Here is a 16,412-nt window from a genome sequence, read left to right on the forward strand (position 1 = left end):
CCAAACGTCACCCCGGCAAAACGACCTGGAGATAGTTCCCGATGAACATCCATGAATATCAAGGCAAGGCGCTGCTGAAGAGCTTTGGCGCGCCGGTGGCCGAAGGCGTGCCGGTTTTCAAGGCAAGCGAGGCGGAAGCCGCTGCACAGGCGCTGCCCGGCCCGCTCTATGTGGTGAAGAGCCAAATCCATGCCGGCGGCCGCGGCAAAGGCAAATTCAGGGAACTCGGCCCCGACGCCAAGGGCGGCGTGCGGCTGGCGAAGTCCGTCGCCGAGGTGGTCGCCAACGCCAACGAGATGCTCGGCCATACGCTGGTGACCAAGCAGACCGGCCCGGCCGGCAAGCAGGTCAACCGCCTCTATATCGAGGACGGCGCCGACATCGAGCGCGAGCTCTATCTCTCCATCCTGGTCGACCGCTCGGTCGGCCGCATCGCCTTTGTCGTCTCGACCGAGGGCGGCATGGACATCGAGGGCGTCGCGCACGACACGCCGGAAAAGATCATCACCGTCGCCATCGATCCGGAAAAGGGCGTTACGGCTGAGGACGTCAAGGCGCTCAACGACGCGCTGAAGCTCGACGGCGACGCGGCCAGGGACGGCGGCACGCTGTTCCCGATCCTCTACAAGGCCTTCGTCGAGAAGGACATGAGCCTGCTCGAGGTCAACCCGCTGATCGTCATGAAGGATGGGCATCTGCGCGTGCTCGACGCGAAGGTGTCGTTCGACAACAACGCGCTGTTTCGCCACCCAGATGTGCTCGAACTGCGCGACACGTCAGAAGAGGACGAGAAGGAGATCGAGGCGTCGAAATACGACCTCGCCTATGTCGCGCTCGATGGCAATATCGGCTGCATGGTCAACGGCGCCGGCCTTGCCATGGCGACGATGGACATCATCAAGCTCTACGGCGCCGAACCCGCCAACTTCCTCGATGTCGGCGGCGGCGCTTCCAAGGAGAAGGTGACGGCCGCGTTCAAGATCATCACCAGGGATCCGGCGGTCAAGGGCATCCTGATCAATATCTTCGGCGGCATCATGAAGTGCGACATCATCGCCGAGGGTGTGATTGCCGCGGTCAAGGAAGTCGGGCTCAAGGTGCCGCTGGTCGTGCGCCTGGAAGGCACCAATGCCGAGCTTGGCAAGAAGATCATCAACGACAGCGGCCTGAACGTCGTCTCGGCCGACGATCTCGACGACGCGGCCAAGAAGATCGTGGCGGCGGTGAAGGGCTGAGCCGGTGCCTCCACGCAAGATAAACCTGGTCGAGGCGGCGGATCGGACCATCACTGAGGTCTTCGATCCGCATATCGCCGGCGACGTGAATGACAGCCAGGCCAAGGTCGCCAAGTTCGGCGAGGTCTTCGACTGGCATGCGCATGACAATGAAGACGAAGCCTTCCTCGTGCTGCGCGGCAGGATCGCCATTGATTTTCGCGACGGGCCGATCGAGCTCGGCGAGGGCGACTTCATCGTCGTACCGCGCGGCGTCGAGCATCGGCCGCGTTCGCTGACATCAGAGCCGGTGGTGCTGATGTTCGAACCGGCGACGACACTCAACACCGGCAATGCCAAGAGCGATCTGACGGTCGCCCATCTGAAGCGGCTCTGACCGATGAACGCCTCATCCTTCTCTTCGCTCTCGGCCGATCACCAGCTCCTGCAGGCTTTGGTCGGTGCTTGGCGCGGCGAGGAGGAGGTGGCGGATACGCAGTGGGCCGATGGCGGCATGGCGACGAGCGAAGTGACAGCGGAAGCACAGTTCGGCGGTCTGTTCGTGGTGCAGCGCTATAAACAGCGCCGCGATGGCACGGTCTCCTTCGGCGCGCACAATGTATTCGGCTTCGACCAGCAGAACAGCGTCGTCACCATGCACCAGTTCGATTCGATGGGCTTTGTGCCGTCCTCGCCCGCCACGGGCACATGGAACGGCCGCGAGCTGGTGCTGGAGCGGTCGTCGCCGCGCGGCTTTGCGAGGGTGACGTATGTTTTCGACGATGCCGACACCTACCGCATGCGATTGCATTTCAAACCTGCCGGCAGCGATGGCTGGCAAGACATGGTGAGCGGCGTCTACCGGCGCGTCTCGCCTTCCTCGATCAACGGTTTTTAAAAAGGGCGGCCATGTCCATTCTCGTCGACAAGAATACCAAGGTGCTGGTGCAGGGCCTGACCGGCAAGACCGGTACGTTCCATACCGAGCAGGCGCTGGCCTATCACGGGACAAAGATGGTCGGCGGCATCCATCCCAAGAAGGGCGGCGAGACCTGGACAGGCTCGAAAGGCGAGAGCCTGCCGATCTTCGCCACCGTCGCCGAAGGCAAGGAAAAGACAGGCGCCAACGCCTCCGTCATCTACGTGCCGCCGGCGGGCGCCGCGGAAGCCATCATCGAGGCGATCGAGGCGGAGATCCCGCTGATCGTCTGCATCACGGAAGGCATTCCGGTGATGGACATGATCAAGGTCAAGGCGCGGCTCGATCGCTCGGCTTCGCGGCTGATCGGACCGAACTGCCCGGGCGTGCTTACCCCCGACGAATGCAAGATCGGCATCATGCCCGGGAACATCTTCCGCAAGGGCTCGGTCGGCGTTGTTTCGCGCTCGGGAACACTTACCTATGAGGCTGTGTTCCAGACCACCAATGTCGGCCTCGGCCAGACCACTGCCGTCGGCATCGGCGGCGACCCCGTCAAGGGCACCGAGTTCATCGACATGCTCGAGATGTTCCTGGCCGATGATGAGACCAAGTCGATCATCATGATCGGCGAGATCGGCGGTTCGGCCGAGGAAGACGCCGCGCAGTTTCTCAAGGACGAAGCCAAGCGTGGTCGCAAGAAGCCGATGGCCGGCTTCATCGCCGGGCGCACGGCGCCGGCCGGACGCACCATGGGCCATGCGGGCGCGGTCATCTCCGGCGGCAAGGGCGGCGCGGAAGACAAGATCGCGGCGATGGAATCGGCCGGGATAAAAGTTTCGCCGTCGCCGGCGCGGCTGGGCACGACGCTGGTCGAGGCGATCAAGGGTTAAGCCAGTAGTGAGTAGCAGGTAGTCAGTAGTGAAGAAGGGAAGAACGGGTGAGTAGCAGCTGAGCGGAAAATTCCATTTTCCACTCACTACCGGCTACTCACTATTCCCTCGAAAGGAGACGGAGCCAGGCTCCGCTGAAACGACATGGCAAGACAAGATCAGGCCAACGACCAATTTTCGCTCACCTCTTTCCTTTATGGCGGCAATGCCGATTACATCGACGCTCTCTACGCGGCGTATGAGGACGATCCCGCCTCGGTCAATCCCGAGTGGCAGGAGTTCTTCGCCGGACTGAAGGACGATGCCGGCGATGTGCGCAGGAACGCCAAGGGCGCTTCGTGGGCGAAACCATCCTGGCCGCTGCAGGCCAATGGCGAGCTGGTGTCGGCGCTGGACGGCAATTGGGGCATCGTCGAAAAGCACCTGGAAAAGAAGGTCAAGGACAAGGCCGTCACCAACGGTGTCGTGCTGTCCGACGCCGATGTGCACCAGGCGACACGCGATTCGGTGCGCGCCATCATGATGATCCGCGCCTTCCGCATGCGCGGCCATCTGCACGCCAATCTCGATCCGCTCGGCATCAACACGCTCGAGGATTACAACGAACTGTCGCCGGAAAATTACGGCTTTACCGAAGCCGACTACGACCGGCCGATCTTCCTCGACAATGTGCTGGGGCTCGAATTCGGCAGCATCCGGCAGATGCTGGAGATCCTCACCCGCACCTATTGTTCGACGCTCGGCGTCGAGTTCATGCATATTTCCGATCCCGAGGAAAAGGCCTGGATCCAGGCGCGCATCGAGGGCGCCGACAAGGAGATCTCGTTCACCGCCACCGGCAAGAAGGCGATCCTGCAGAAGCTGGTCGAGGCGGAAGGCTTCGAGCAGTTCATCGACGTCAAGTACAAGGGCACCAAGCGCTTCGGTCTCGACGGCGGTGAATCGCTGATCCCGGCGCTGGAGCAGATCGTCAAGCGCGGCGGCCAGCTCGGCATGAAGGAGATCGTGCTCGGCATGGCCCATCGCGGCCGCCTCAATGTGCTTTCCCAGGTGATGGCCAAGCCGCACCGCGCCATCTTCCACGAATTCAAGGGCGGCTCGGCGGCCCCCGACGAGGTCGAGGGCTCGGGCGACGTGAAGTACCATCTCGGTGCCTCGTCGGACCGCGAGTTCGACGGCAACAAGGTTCACCTGTCGCTGACGGCGAACCCTTCGCATCTGGAGATCGTCGATCCCGTGGTAATGGGCAAGGCGCGCGCCAAGCAGGATTCCCTGTTCGGCCGCGGCCGCGAGGAGATCGTGCCGCTGGAAGAGCGGGCCAAGGTGCTGCCGCTCTTGCTGCATGGCGACGCCGCCTTCGCCGGCCAGGGCGTGATCGCCGAGATCCTCGGCCTATCGGGCCTGCGTGGCCACCGCGTCGCCGGCACGCTGCACTTCATCATCAACAACCAGATCGGCTTCACCACCAATCCGCGCTTCTCGCGCTCATCGCCCTATCCGTCCGATGTCGCCAAGATGATCGAGGCACCGATCTTTCACGTCAATGGCGACGATCCGGAGGCTGTGGTGCACGCCACCAAGGTGGCGATCGAATTCCGCATGAAGTTCCATAAGCCGGTGGTCGTGGACATGTTCTGCTACCGCCGCTTCGGCCACAATGAGGGCGACGAACCGGCCTTCACGCAGCCGCTCATGTACAGCAACATCCGCGCCCACAAGACGACGGTGCAGATCTATGGCGATCGCCTGATCGCCGAAGGGCACATCACCCAGGCCGAGCTCGATCAGATGAAGGCCGACTGGCGCGCGCATCTGGAAGCCGAATGGGAAGTCGGCCAGCACTACAAGCCCAACAAGGCCGACTGGCTCGACGGCGCCTGGTCAGGCCTGCGCACGGCCGACAACCAGGACGAGACAAGGCGCGGCAAGACAGCGGTACCGGTCAAGACGCTGAAGGAAATCGGCAAGAAGCTGACCGAGGTGCCGAAGGGCTTCGAAGCGCACAAGACGATCATCCGCTTCCTCGAAAACCGGCGCCAGGCGATCGAGTCCGGCGAAGGCATCGACTGGTCGACGGCCGAGGCGCTGGCCTTCGGCGCGATCCTGCTCGACGGCAATCCGATCCGGCTGTCCGGACAGGATTCCGAGCGCGGCACCTTCTCGCAGCGCCATTCCGTGCTTTACGACCAGCGCGACGAGACCCGCTACATCCCGCTCAACAATCTGTCGGCGGCGCAGGCCGGTTACGAAGTCATCAACTCGATGCTGTCGGAAGAAGCGGTGCTGGGCTTCGAATATGGCTACAGCCTGGCCGAGCCGAAGGCGCTGACGCTGTGGGAGGCGCAGTTCGGCGACTTCGCCAACGGCGCCCAGGTGGTGTTCGACCAGTTCATCTCGTCGGGCGAACGCAAGTGGCTCAGAATGTCTGGCCTCGTCTGCCTGCTGCCGCATGGCTATGAAGGCCAGGGCCCGGAACATTCTTCCGCCCGGCTGGAGCGCTTCCTGCAGCTTTGCGCCGAAGACAATATGCAGGTCGCCAACTGCACGACGCCGGCCAACTACTTCCACATCTTGCGCCGGCAGCTGAAGCGCGACTTCCGCAAGCCGCTGATCCTGATGACGCCGAAGTCGCTGCTGCGCCACAAGCGGGCGGTGTCGACGCTGCCGGAAATCTCGGGCGAAAGCTCGTTCCACCGGCTGCTGTGGGACGACGCCCAGCTGTTGCCCAACCAGGCGATCAAGCTGACCAAGGATTCCAAGATACGCCGCGTCGTGCTGTGCTCGGGCAAGGTCTATTACGACCTCTATGAGGAGCGCGAGAAGCGCGGCATCAACGACATCTACTTGCTGCGCGTCGAACAGCTCTATCCGTTCCCGGCCAAGGCGCTGATCACCGAGCTGTCACGCTTCCGCAACGCCGAGATGGTGTGGTGCCAGGAGGAGCCCAAGAACATGGGTGCCTGGTCGTTCATCGATCCGTATCTGGAATGGGTGCTGGCGCATATCGACGCCAAGCATCAGCGGGTGCGCTACACCGGCCGTCCGGCGGCCGCCTCGCCGGCGACCGGGCTGATGTCGAAGCACCTCGCCCAGCTCGCCGCCTTGCTCGAAGACGCGCTCGGCGAATAAGCAGAACAGAACCGAAAGAACGGACAGGCACAATGGCTACCGAAATCCGCGTTCCCACACTCGGCGAATCCGTCACCGAAGCGACCGTCGGCAAATGGTTCAAGAAGGTCGGCGATGCCATTGCCGCCGACGAACCGCTGGTCGAGCTCGAAACCGACAAGGTGACGGTAGAGGTGCCCGCCGCCGCCGCCGGGACGCTCGGTGAAATCACGGTTGGGGAAGGCGAGACGGTCGGCGTCGGCGCCCTGCTCGGGTCGATTTCGGCCGGTGGCGCGGCTGCTCCCGCGACCAAGCCGCAAGCGGTCGCGCAGGCGTCCAGCCCCGACGCGGCATCCACCACCAAGCAGGCCGCGGCCGAGACCGCCAAGGTTGCCGGCGATGCCGGACCGGTCGAGCCGCGCACCATGCCGCCGGCGCCGGCGGCGGCAAAATTGATCGCCGAGAACAATCTGTCGGTCGACCAGCTCTCCGGCTCGGGTAAGCGCGGCCAAGTGCTGAAGGGCGACGTGCTGGATGCCATCTCCAAGGGTGCGCCGTCGCAGCCGGCCGAGACGCCAAAGGCAGCGCCGGCACCGATCGCGGTTCGGGCGCCGTCGTCGGGTGATGATGCATCGCGCGAGGAGCGCGTGCGCATGACCAAGCTGCGCCAGACCATCGCGCGCCGCCTGAAGGAGGCGCAGTCGACCGCCGCCATGCTGACCACCTTCAACGAAGTCGACATGTCGGCGGTGATGGCGCTCAGGACGAAGTACAAGGACGTTTTCGAGAAGAAGCACGGCGTGAAGCTCGGCTTCATGGGCTTCTTCACCAAGGCGGTCACCCACGCGCTGAAGGAAATCCCCTCGGTCAATGCCGAGATCGACGGCACCGACATCATCTTCAAGAACTATGCCCATATCGGTGTCGCGGTCGGCACCGAAAAGGGCCTCGTGGTTCCGGTCGTGCGCGATGCCGACCAGATGTCGATCGCCGAGATCGAGAAGGACATCGGCCGGCTGGGCATCGCCGCGCGCGACGGCAAGCTGTCGGTCGCCGACATGCAGGGCGGCACCTTCACCATCTCCAATGGTGGCGTCTACGGGTCGCTGATGTCGACGCCGATCCTCAATGCGCCGCAGTCGGGCATTCTGGGCATGCACAAGATCCAGGACCGGCCGGTCGTGGTCGGCGGCCAGATCGTGATCCGGCCGATGATGTATCTGGCGCTCAGCTACGATCACCGCATCGTCGACGGCAAGGAAGCCGTTACCTTCCTGGTGCGGGTCAAGGAAAGCCTGGAGGATCCGGAACGGCTGGTGCTCGATCTGTGAGGCGGTCGGATGGCGGCTTGCGGCAAAGAGCGGCCAATGATGGCGCGTTTGCTTGGAGCCACCAAACCGGTTGTGCTGATGATCGGTATCGTGATGGCTACCGCAGCCGCCCAAGCCGCCTGCCCGATCGAACTCGCCGTCTATGGGGATAGCCAGAGCGGCAGCGAGATCGATTTTACCCCGACCGGCACATCGGCTGTTGTCACCAATACGTTCCGGCTGATCCTCGACAACAATGTGGTGCTGAACGGCATCGTCATGTGGACCGCGGATGTTGCGCGGCCGAACGGCGCGCTAATGTATAAGTGCCCGGAAGGCGACGTGACCGGCGAGGAGCTCGCCGCCTGCACGCTGTGGAACGGCGTCATCTATACGTCCGACGACAAGGGCACTGTCGGGCTTTTGCCGGCCGAGGCCGTCGAGGCGCCGAAAACGCTGATCCTGCCCGATCTCGGGCCGGTGCTTAGGCAATCCCGAGCGTATGGCGGCGGAGGATTTTCGAAAGTGCCGTCGGATGTGTTCGCGATGAAAGGATGCCAGGAATGAGCGCGGCGCAAAAAGTGCTGCTGGTCACCGGCGGCAGCCGCGGCATCGGCGCCGCCATCTGCCGGCTGGGGTTGGAGGCGGGCTATCGCGTCGCGGTCAATTACGCCTCCAACAAGGCCGCCGCCGATGCGCTGGTCGCCGAAATCAAGGACGGCGGCGGCGAAGCCGTTGCCGTCAGGGGCGATGTCGGCAAGGAAACCGATATCGTGGCCATGTTCGGCGCCGTCGACCGCGCCTTTGGCCGGCTCGACGCCTTCGTCAACAATGCCGGCATCGTCGACGTCAAGGCGCGCGTCGACGAGATGGATGTCGCGCGGCTGGAACGCATGATGCGCATCAATGTCGTCGGCTCGTTCCTGTGCGCCCGCGAGGCGGTGAAGCGCATGTCGACGCGGCATGGCGGGTCGGGCGGTGCGATCGTCAACATCTCGTCGGCGGCGGCGACGCTGGGCTCGCCGGGCGAATATGTCGACTATGCCGCCTCCAAGGGCGCCATCGACACCTTCACCATCGGGCTTGCCCGCGAGGTGGCGCTGGAAGGCATCCGTGTCAATGCGGTGCGGCCGGGCATCATCGACACCGACATCCACGCCTCCGGAGGCCAGCCGGACCGGATAGAACGGTTCCGCGATCTGCTGCCGATGAAAAGGGCGGGCACGGCCGATGAAGTCGCCGGTGCGGTCCTCTATCTTTTATCCGATGCCGCGTCCTATACGACGGGCGCGATCCTGAATGTCAGCGGCGGCCGCTGAACCCCAAGCAAAAGGGAAACAAACATGGCTTATGACGTGGTTATCATCGGCTCGGGACCCGGCGGCTATGTCTGCGCCATCAAGGCGGCACAGCTTGGGCTGAAGGTCGCGGTGGTCGAGAAGAACGCGACCTTCGGCGGCACCTGCCTCAACATCGGCTGCATCCCGTCCAAGGCGCTGCTTTATGCCTCGGAAATGTTCGCCGAGGCCGGCCATTCCTTCGACACGCTCGGCGTCGAAATTCCGGCACCCAGGCTGAACCTGAAGAAAATGATGGCGCACAAGGACGCGACGGTGTCGTCCAACGTCAATGGCGTCGCCTTCCTGTTCAAGAAGAACAAGATCGATGCCTTCCGCGGCACCGGCAAGGTGGTTGCCGCAGGCAAGGTCTCGGTGACCGGCGAGGACGGCAAGGTCGAGGAGATCGAGACCAAGAACATCGTCATCGCCACCGGGTCCGACGTCGCCGGCATTCCCGGCGTCAAGGTCGACTTCGACGAAAAAATCATCGTGTCGTCGACCGGCGCGCTGTCGCTGGAGAAGGTGCCTGGCCATCTGGTGGTGGTGGGCGGCGGTGTCATCGGCCTCGAACTCGGCTCGGTCTGGGCACGGCTCGGCGCCAAGGTCACTGTGGTCGAGTTCCTCGACACCATTTTGGGCGGCATGGACGGCGAGGTATCGAAACAGTTCCAGCGGCTGCTCTCCAAGCAGGGCTTCGAGTTCAAGCTCGGCGCCAAGGTGACCGGCGTCGCCAAGGTCAAGAAGGGCGCGACCGTGACCTTCGAGCCGGTCAAGGGGGGTGCTGCCGAAACCATCGAGGCCGATGCCGTGCTGATCTCGACGGGACGCCGCGCCTTTTCGGACAGCCTCGGGCTGAAGGAGGCCGGCGTCGAGGTCGACGAGCGCGGCCGGGTCAAGACCGACGGGCATCTCAGGACCAATGTTCCCGGGATCTACGCCATCGGCGACGTCATCGCCGGGCCGATGCTGGCGCACAAGGCCGAGGACGAGGGCGTGGCGGTGGCCGAGACCATCGCCGGCCAGGCCGGCCATGTGAACTATGACGTCATTCCGAGCGTCGTCTACACCAGTCCGGAGATCGCCTCGGTCGGCAGGACCGAGGAAGAGCTGAAGAAGGCCGGCATCGACTACAAGGTCGGCAAATTCCCCTTCACCGCCAATGGCCGCGCGCGCGCCATGCTGCATACCGACGGTTTCGTGAAGATCCTGGCCGACAAGCAGAGCGACCGCGTGCTCGGCGTCCATATCGTCGGCTTCGGCGCCGGCGAGATGATCCATGAGGCGGCGGTGCTGATGGAGTTCGGCGGCTCGTCGGAAGATCTGGCCCGCACCTGTCACGCCCATCCGACGATGTCGGAAGCGGTGAAGGAAGCGGCGCTGGCCACCTTCTTCAAGCCGATCCACATCTAAGGGTGCCCAACGCTTCGTCGTCCTATGGCGGAGCAAGGAGCGAAGCGACGCGGCTTAGACCGGCCGAGGTCGCGGCATGGATCCTCGGGTCAAGCCCGAGGATGACGAACGAGCGGGGGTGGCTTGGCGCCAAGGCCCCCCACCGGTCATCGCCCAAACAAAACGGCCCGCCTTTCAGCAGGCCGTTGGTCTTTGATATCGAGCCCCTTACTGGGCCGGCGCTGGTGCCGGGGCGGGCGCTGGTGCGGGAGCCGGCGCTGGTGCAGGAGCCGGGGCGGGCGCAGGAGCAGGCGCTGGTTCGGCTGGCTTGGCCGGTTCGGCGGGCTTCATCGGTTCAGCCGGTGCGGGCGCCGGAGCCGGTGTGCTGGCCGCTGGCGGCTCGGCGGGTGCCGGGTGCTCGCCACCACTTCTTCCGAAAACATAATACGCGACAATCGCCAGGATAACGACGACCAGTGCAATCAGCCAGGGGCTGCCGCCGCCGCCGCTCGGCCGAGGGGCATTGGTGGTCGAATTGTAAGGATCGTTTGGGTTTGGTGTGTTCGCCATAAATGTGTCCTCCGGGAAAATGAAAAAGGTCAATCAACATCCATCAACGCGCAACCGTTGAATGGGTTTCACGCTAGCGGAGGAAAACGCCGGAAACGCGGCGTTTGCGTGCCTCCGCTGCCGTCCGACTCAATTGACGGCGGTGACAGTATAGCCGGCTTTGCGGAAATCCTCGACCAGTCCCTCTGGACCGGGAAGGTGCAGCGCGCCGACCGCCATGAAGGCGTTGCCCTTGGCCAGGATGGGCCCGGCATGATCGACCATCACCTTGTTGCGGCTGGTGATCATGGTTTCCTCGAAGGCGGCGTAGCCCGCGGGGTCGTCCTGCTCCTCGGGCATGGCGGCGCGGAACAGCGGCCAGAACATCCCGGTGTCGCCACGCTGGTAAAGCACGATCATGGTTTCGTTGATATCGTTGACCTTGTCGCCCAGCTTCAGCGTGTCGACCAGACCCTTCATGTGAAAGGCGAGCGGCAGCGAGGCCATGGCGCGCAGCTGGCTCTCGGCCGTTTCCAATCCTTCCACCGGCTTGCCGGCCGCCTTGGCGTTCTCCCCCAGCTTGACGTCGAGCACCGGCGCGCCGCCGGACTGGCGGGCGAGTTCGCAAGCCGGAAGCGCCATCATGGCCGACAGCATCCACGGCTTCATTTTTGCGACCGTCGCCGGCGGGATGCCGCGCGCATCGAGCGCGGCGTTCATGGCCGCCGCGTCGTCCGGCGACAGCAGTGACGAAAGCGTCGTGGAGTCGGTGAACATCATCAGGTCCGGCTCCTTCAGCATCGCCGCCATCATCTTCTGCTTGTCGAGCACGTCGGTGGTCTCGATGATGAGGGTGCCGGCTGCATCGAAGGCCTTCTGCGCATAGGCCGGCAGCGTGGTGACGCGCGGATCGGTCATGTGCATGGTGCCGAACAGGTAGGATGGCTGTTCGCCTGATTTTTCCAGCTTCCACAGCAGTCCCTTGCCGTTCAGCGTGGCAGCCGCCTCGGCCTCGATTTTGCCGTAGGTGGCGGGATTGTTCTTCTGCAAGGCCGACAGCATGTCGGCGCCGGTACAGGTCGGGATTTCCGCGTGCGCCCTGCCGGCGGCGAACAGCAGGACAGCAACGAAGGACAGGAAAAACAGCACGTTGAGCGCGACAAGCAGTTTCAGCGAGACGGAAGCCGCACGGTCGGCGATGGCAATGACACGTTTCATGGTCCCATTCCTAGGACTGAAAAGCGGCAAAACCGTTAATCGGGGTTATGAAATTGTCCTAACCGCCCATTCTTCGTCATCCACGGGCGGAGCAAGGAGCATAGCGACGCGGCGCAGACCCCTGGAGCTGCTCCGCAGCCCAAGGGATCCATGCCGCGACTTCAGAGCACCGCCCACGGTGCAGAATTCAGCTCCGCTGCATTCCACGGCTGATGTCACGGCATGGATCCCAGGGTCTCCGCGACGGAGCTTCGCTCCTGCTTCGCCCTAGGATGACGAAGTTGGGAAGGCTTCGGCCAATCGCGAATGTTTATAATGGGCCACCGATACTGCATGGCTTTACCGACGTTCATGCCCTGGGATGGGCCGATTCGTAGATTTCCAGCAGCCTTGCGGTGTCGACGCCGGTGTAGATCTGCGTCGTCGACAGGCTGGCGTGGCCCAGGAGTTCCTGGATGGTGCGCAGATCGCCGCCTCGGCCGAGCAGATGGGTGGCGAAGGAATGGCGCAAGGCATGTGGAGTCGCCGTGTCCGGCAGGTTGAGCGCCGAACGCAGCTTCGCCATGTCACGCTGGATGATGGCCGGGTTGAGCGGACCGCCGCGCGCGCCGCGAAACAGGAGACCCTTCGGATCGAGGTGATAGGGGCAGAGCCGGCGGTATTCGGCGATCGCCCTGAGCGCCACCGCCAACACCGGCACCAGCCGTGTCTTGCCGCCCTTGCCGGTGACGCGCAGCACGGTGTCGGCTTCCGACGCCAGATCGGCGGCGTTGAGGCCAAGCGCCTCGGAAATGCGCAGGCCCGAGCCGTAGAGCAGCGTCAGCACGGCGGCGTTGCGGGCGGCGATCCAGGGTTCTTCCGCCAGTTGACCCTCGACGGAGACCACGTGCCTGGCATCGCTCGCCGTCAGTGGCTTGGGCAGCGATTTGGGCTGGCGCGGTGCGCGCAAGGCCGCCGCACCTGCCGCGTTGGCGAGGCCGCGCCGCTCGAGGAACCGCAGCAGCGAGCGGATGCCGGCCAGGCCACGGCCAAGCGTGCGTGCGCCGGCGCCGGCATTGCGGCGGGCGGCGAGGAAGCCGCGCAGGTCGGCCGGGCGCAGATCGGCGATATCGGAAATGCCGGGCGGTCCGCCGATATGGCCGGTGAGGAAATGCAGGAACTGGCGTGAATCGCGCTCATAGGCTTCCACTGTCTCGGGTGACAGGCGACGTTCACGCGCGAGCATCTTCAGCCAGCTTTCGCGCGCGGCCTGGAGATCGGCCTTTGCCGGTATGAGGAATTCCTGCATCGGGTCTGTTCCGGTTCGCCGTCATTTTCCGGCAGCCGGGTTAGGAAGCGGTGAAGAGCCCGTTATTGAAATGACGGCGAGGCGGCGCTAGAGCAGGGACAAAGGATTTTCGCCCATGAGCAAGCCGCAGAACCCCGTCCAGATGGCCGTAATCGGCGCCGCGCACGGCATCAAGGGCGAACTCAGGGTGAAAACCTTCACCGGCGAGCCAATGGCGCTGGCGGATTATGGGCCGCTCTACGCCAGGGATGGACGAGCCTTCCAGATAACCGACATAAGGCCCGCCAACACCGTTGTCGTGGTGCGGTTCAAGGGTGTCAGCGACCGCAATGCGGCCGAGGCGCTCGCCGGTACGGAGCTGTTCGTCGACCGTTCGATGCTGCCCGATGATGGCGAGGAGGACGAATTCTACCATGCCGACCTGATCGGGCTGGAGATCCGGGATGATACCGGCGCCGCCATCGGCAAGGTGGTCGCGGTGCACAATTTCGGCGGCGGCGACATCCTCGATGTGACGCTCGCCGGGCGCAAGGGTGTGCTGATCCCGTTCACGCAGGCCGCCGTGCCTGCCGTGTCGATCGCCGAGGGCTTTGTCCGCGTCGATCCGGTGGCGGCTGGACTGGTCGAGGACGAGGACGCGGACGCGCCGCGCGAGGAGGATTTCGACCCGAAGGGCCGGCCGCGCGGACCGCGCGACGCCGGGGGCAACCGGTGAGTTTTGCCGCGTCGGTGCTGACACTCTATCCCGAGATGTTTCCGGGCCCGCTTGGCCTGTCGCTGGCCGGACGGGCACTGGAGGCGGGCACATGGTCGCTGGAGGCGATTCAGATCCGCGACTTCGCCGCCGACAAGCACCGCACCGTCGACGACACGCCGGCCGGCGGCGGCGCCGGCATGGTGATGCGTGCCGATGTCCTGGCGAAGGCAATCGACCATGCTTCGCCGCCGGGCGATGAGCGTCCAAGGCTGCTGATGAGCCCTCGCGGCAAACCACTGACGCAGGCTCGCGTGCGCGAACTCGCCGCCGGGCCGGGCGCGGTCATCCTGTGCGGCCGTTTCGAAGGCGTCGACCAGCGGGTGATCGATGCACGGGGACTGGAGGAAGTCTCGATCGGCGATTTCATCCTGTCCGGCGGCGAGCCGGCGGCGCTGGTGCTGCTCGACGCTGTTGTGCGGCTGTTGCCCGGGGTGATGGGCAATGCGGTCTCCGGGGAAGAAGAGAGTTTCGAAAACGGCCTGCTCGAACATCCGCACTATACGCGACCGCAGGAATTCGAGGGCCGGGAGATTCCCGAAGTGCTGATCTCCGGCAATCACAAGAAGATCGCCGCCTGGCGCCGCGCGCAGTCGGAGACGCTGACGAAAGAGCGGCGACCCGATCTGTTCGGCGATCAGCCTTTGCTGAAGTAGTAAAAAGCCAGAAACAGGCCGACGGCGATGACGAAGCCGCGCACCACGTTCTGCGGTACGCGCTTGGCGATCCAGACGCCGGCATAGCCGCCGAGCGCGCCGCCGGGGATCATGACGATCGCCTCCGGCCAGGCGACGACGCCGCCCGAGACGAAGACGACGATGGCGACAGCCGCGATGACCACGGCCAGCATGTTCTTCAGCGCGTTCAGGCGGTGGTAGTCGCCGGCTTGAGTCAGGCCGAGGGTGGCCAGCATCATCACGCCCATGCCGGCGCCGAAGAAGCCGCCATAGATGGCGGTGACGAATTGCGCCAGGGAGCCGGCGAGTGAGCCGACAGCCGCTTCGTGTCCGGGTTTCGGCGCCGGCTTCAGCCAGGGCCCGGCGGCAAACAGTGCCGTCGCGCCCAAAAGCAGCCACGGCACCAGGACGCGAAAGGACGGATTGTCGAGCGCCAGCAGGATCAGGGCGCCGGCTAGCGCGCCGACGGCCGAGATCAGGCAGAGCAGCAGCGCGCCGCGCCAGAAGTGCCTGATGTCGGCCCAGTAAGCGAGGGTCGAGGTGATGTAGCCGGGGAACTGCGTCACCGAGGAGGTGGCGTTGGCCACGATCGGGGGGACGCCGACCAGTGTCATGGCGCCGAAGGTGATGAAGGTGCCGCCGCCGGCAACCGCGTTGGCGGCGCCTGACAGAAAGCCCGCCAGGAAGAGCAGGATGGCGTCGAAAACAGACATGGATGGCCGCCGTGAAGAAGTGTGCTATTCTGGCTTAGGAAGCTTGGTGGACAGACGCAACCCGGCACGGCAGGATTAAGATGGTGCCATGCCGGGAGCCATGCCGGCAAAAAATGCATGGGCAAGGCGTGACAAAGCGCCGAAATAGCTGTATGTGCCCGCCCGTACCGGCAAGAACAAATCTGCCGGACCCGTCAACAATGACGGTGTAGTCGCCCCTGCCCGATGTCTGGGAGACAAATGTCTTGGAGACAAAGGACATAGCCGAGCGGTCAATGGAACTGCAAGGCGAGCGTAGGGCGCTCTGACTGTCGGAAGAACAAGAAGTGGATTTTTAGATGGATCTCATCCGTCAGCTCGAGGCCGAACAGGCCGCCAAGATCGAAGCCAAGCGCAAGCTTCCCGAATTCCAGCCCGGCGACACCGTGCGCGTCCAGGTCCGCGTGACCGAAGGCACCCGCACCCGCGTCCAGGCTTATGAGGGCGTCGTCATCGCCCGCGCCGGTTCCGGCTTCCAGGAAAATTTCACCGTCCGCAAGATCTCCTACGGCGAAGGCGTCGAGCGCGTGTTCCCCGTCTACTCGCCGATGGTCGAAGGCGTCGAGATCGTGCGCCGCGGCAAGGTACGTCGCGCCAAGCTCTATTACCTGCGCGATCGTCGCGGCAAGTCGGCCCGTATTTCGGAAAACACCGGCGTGCGCGCCCGCAAGCTCAATGATGAGGAGCGCGACGCGCTGAACGCCGAGAAGGCGCGCATCGAGGCCGAGAAGGTCGCAGCCGCCCAGGCGCTGGCCGCCGAGACGGCCGCCAAGGAAGCCGCCGAGAAGAAGGCAGCCGCCGAGGCTGAAGCAGCAGCCAAGGCTGCCGCCGAAGCGACCCCGGCCGAATAAGAGTTTGACGAAGGAATTTGAAAAAGGCGGCTTCGGCCGCCTTTTTTTCGTTTCACCGAACTGTGAACGGGTTCAGCCTCGGAGATCGGGGTCGGCAATTGACGCCCAATCATATTGTGTACTAACTAATCGTGCACAATCTAATTGGAG

Annotated in this window: 15 protein-coding genes; 12 read left to right on the top strand and 3 right to left on the bottom strand. The window is 64.2% G+C overall.

What is annotated here, in order from left to right:
* The first annotated feature begins 41 nt into the window (after positions 1-41).
* The 9 genes from sucC (at position 42) to lpdA (ending at position 10,194) form a co-directional block, all read left to right on the top strand.
* The gene (gene sucC, locus FJ943_RS03020) at positions 42-1,235 is read left to right on the top strand and encodes an ADP-forming succinate--CoA ligase subunit beta (RefSeq protein WP_140712255.1); all 1,194 of its coding nucleotides are present in this window, start codon (positions 42-44) and stop codon (positions 1,233-1,235) included.
* A 4-nt stretch (positions 1,236-1,239) separates the two neighbouring features.
* A complete protein-coding gene (locus FJ943_RS03025) occupies positions 1,240-1,611 on the top strand; it encodes a cupin domain-containing protein (RefSeq protein ID WP_140618311.1) in 372 nt (123 codons plus the stop codon).
* A 3-nt stretch (positions 1,612-1,614) separates the two neighbouring features.
* On the top strand, positions 1,615-2,112 hold the full coding sequence (locus tag FJ943_RS03030; RefSeq protein ID WP_140719729.1) for a DUF1579 family protein: 498 nt from the start codon (positions 1,615-1,617) through the stop codon (positions 2,110-2,112).
* Between the two features lie 11 nt (positions 2,113-2,123).
* Positions 2,124-3,026 carry a succinate--CoA ligase subunit alpha gene (gene sucD, locus FJ943_RS03035; protein WP_023784122.1) on the top strand — a complete coding sequence of 301 codons (903 nt, stop codon included), beginning with the start codon at positions 2,124-2,126 and terminating at the stop codon, positions 3,024-3,026.
* A gap of 144 nt (positions 3,027-3,170) precedes the next feature.
* Complete coding sequence (locus FJ943_RS03040; protein WP_140618313.1) at positions 3,171-6,155, top strand: 2-oxoglutarate dehydrogenase E1 component; 2,985 nt, start codon at positions 3,171-3,173, stop codon at positions 6,153-6,155.
* Between the two features lie 32 nt (positions 6,156-6,187).
* Positions 6,188-7,465, top strand: a complete 1,278-nt coding sequence (gene odhB, locus FJ943_RS03045; protein WP_140660449.1) for a 2-oxoglutarate dehydrogenase complex dihydrolipoyllysine-residue succinyltransferase — start codon at positions 6,188-6,190, stop codon at positions 7,463-7,465.
* A gap of 78 nt (positions 7,466-7,543) precedes the next feature.
* On the top strand, positions 7,544-8,011 hold the full coding sequence (locus FJ943_RS03050) for a hypothetical protein (protein ID WP_174361982.1): 468 nt from the start codon (positions 7,544-7,546) through the stop codon (positions 8,009-8,011).
* Positions 8,008-8,763 carry an SDR family oxidoreductase gene (locus FJ943_RS03055; protein WP_015315017.1) on the top strand — a complete coding sequence of 252 codons (756 nt, stop codon included), beginning with the start codon at positions 8,008-8,010 and terminating at the stop codon, positions 8,761-8,763. Before FJ943_RS03050 ends, FJ943_RS03055 begins: the two co-directional genes overlap by 4 nt.
* 24 nt (positions 8,764-8,787) lie before the next feature.
* Positions 8,788-10,194, top strand: a complete 1,407-nt coding sequence (lpdA, locus tag FJ943_RS03060; RefSeq protein WP_140719731.1) for a dihydrolipoyl dehydrogenase — start codon at positions 8,788-8,790, stop codon at positions 10,192-10,194.
* Between the two features lie 678 nt (positions 10,195-10,872).
* Here lpdA and FJ943_RS03070 read toward each other — a convergent pair.
* Complete coding sequence (locus FJ943_RS03070; protein WP_140719733.1) at positions 10,873-11,940, bottom strand: TraB/GumN family protein; 1,068 nt, start codon at positions 11,938-11,940, stop codon at positions 10,873-10,875.
* A gap of 349 nt (positions 11,941-12,289) precedes the next feature.
* Positions 12,290-13,228: a tyrosine recombinase XerC gene (locus FJ943_RS03075; RefSeq protein WP_140719735.1), complete on the bottom strand. Its 939-nt coding sequence runs from the start codon at positions 13,226-13,228 to the stop codon at positions 12,290-12,292.
* A gap of 115 nt (positions 13,229-13,343) precedes the next feature.
* Between FJ943_RS03075 and rimM the strand changes: the two genes are divergently transcribed.
* Both rimM and trmD read left to right on the top strand, forming a co-directional pair.
* A complete protein-coding gene (rimM, locus tag FJ943_RS03080; RefSeq protein WP_015315021.1) occupies positions 13,344-13,943 on the top strand; it encodes a ribosome maturation factor RimM in 600 nt (199 codons plus the stop codon).
* A complete protein-coding gene (gene trmD / locus FJ943_RS03085) occupies positions 13,940-14,638 on the top strand; it encodes a tRNA (guanosine(37)-N1)-methyltransferase TrmD (RefSeq protein WP_140719737.1) in 699 nt (232 codons plus the stop codon). The genes rimM and trmD overlap by 4 nt, the downstream gene beginning before the upstream one ends.
* Here trmD and FJ943_RS03090 read toward each other — a convergent pair.
* The gene (locus FJ943_RS03090) at positions 14,620-15,372 is read right to left on the bottom strand and encodes a sulfite exporter TauE/SafE family protein (protein ID WP_140719739.1); all 753 of its coding nucleotides are present in this window, start codon (positions 15,370-15,372) and stop codon (positions 14,620-14,622) included. The two genes, trmD and FJ943_RS03090, sit on opposite strands and share 19 nt — an antisense overlap.
* 338 nt (positions 15,373-15,710) lie before the next feature.
* Between FJ943_RS03090 and rplS the strand changes: the two genes are divergently transcribed.
* Entirely contained in the window at positions 15,711-16,262 is a 552-nt protein-coding gene (gene rplS, locus FJ943_RS03100) for a 50S ribosomal protein L19 (protein ID WP_013892267.1), read from the top strand.
* Positions 16,263-16,412: the final 150 nt, after the last annotated feature.

It is taken from the genome of Mesorhizobium sp. B2-3-10, assembly GCF_006442275.1.
Lineage (GTDB): Bacteria > Pseudomonadota > Alphaproteobacteria > Rhizobiales > Rhizobiaceae > Mesorhizobium > Mesorhizobium australicum.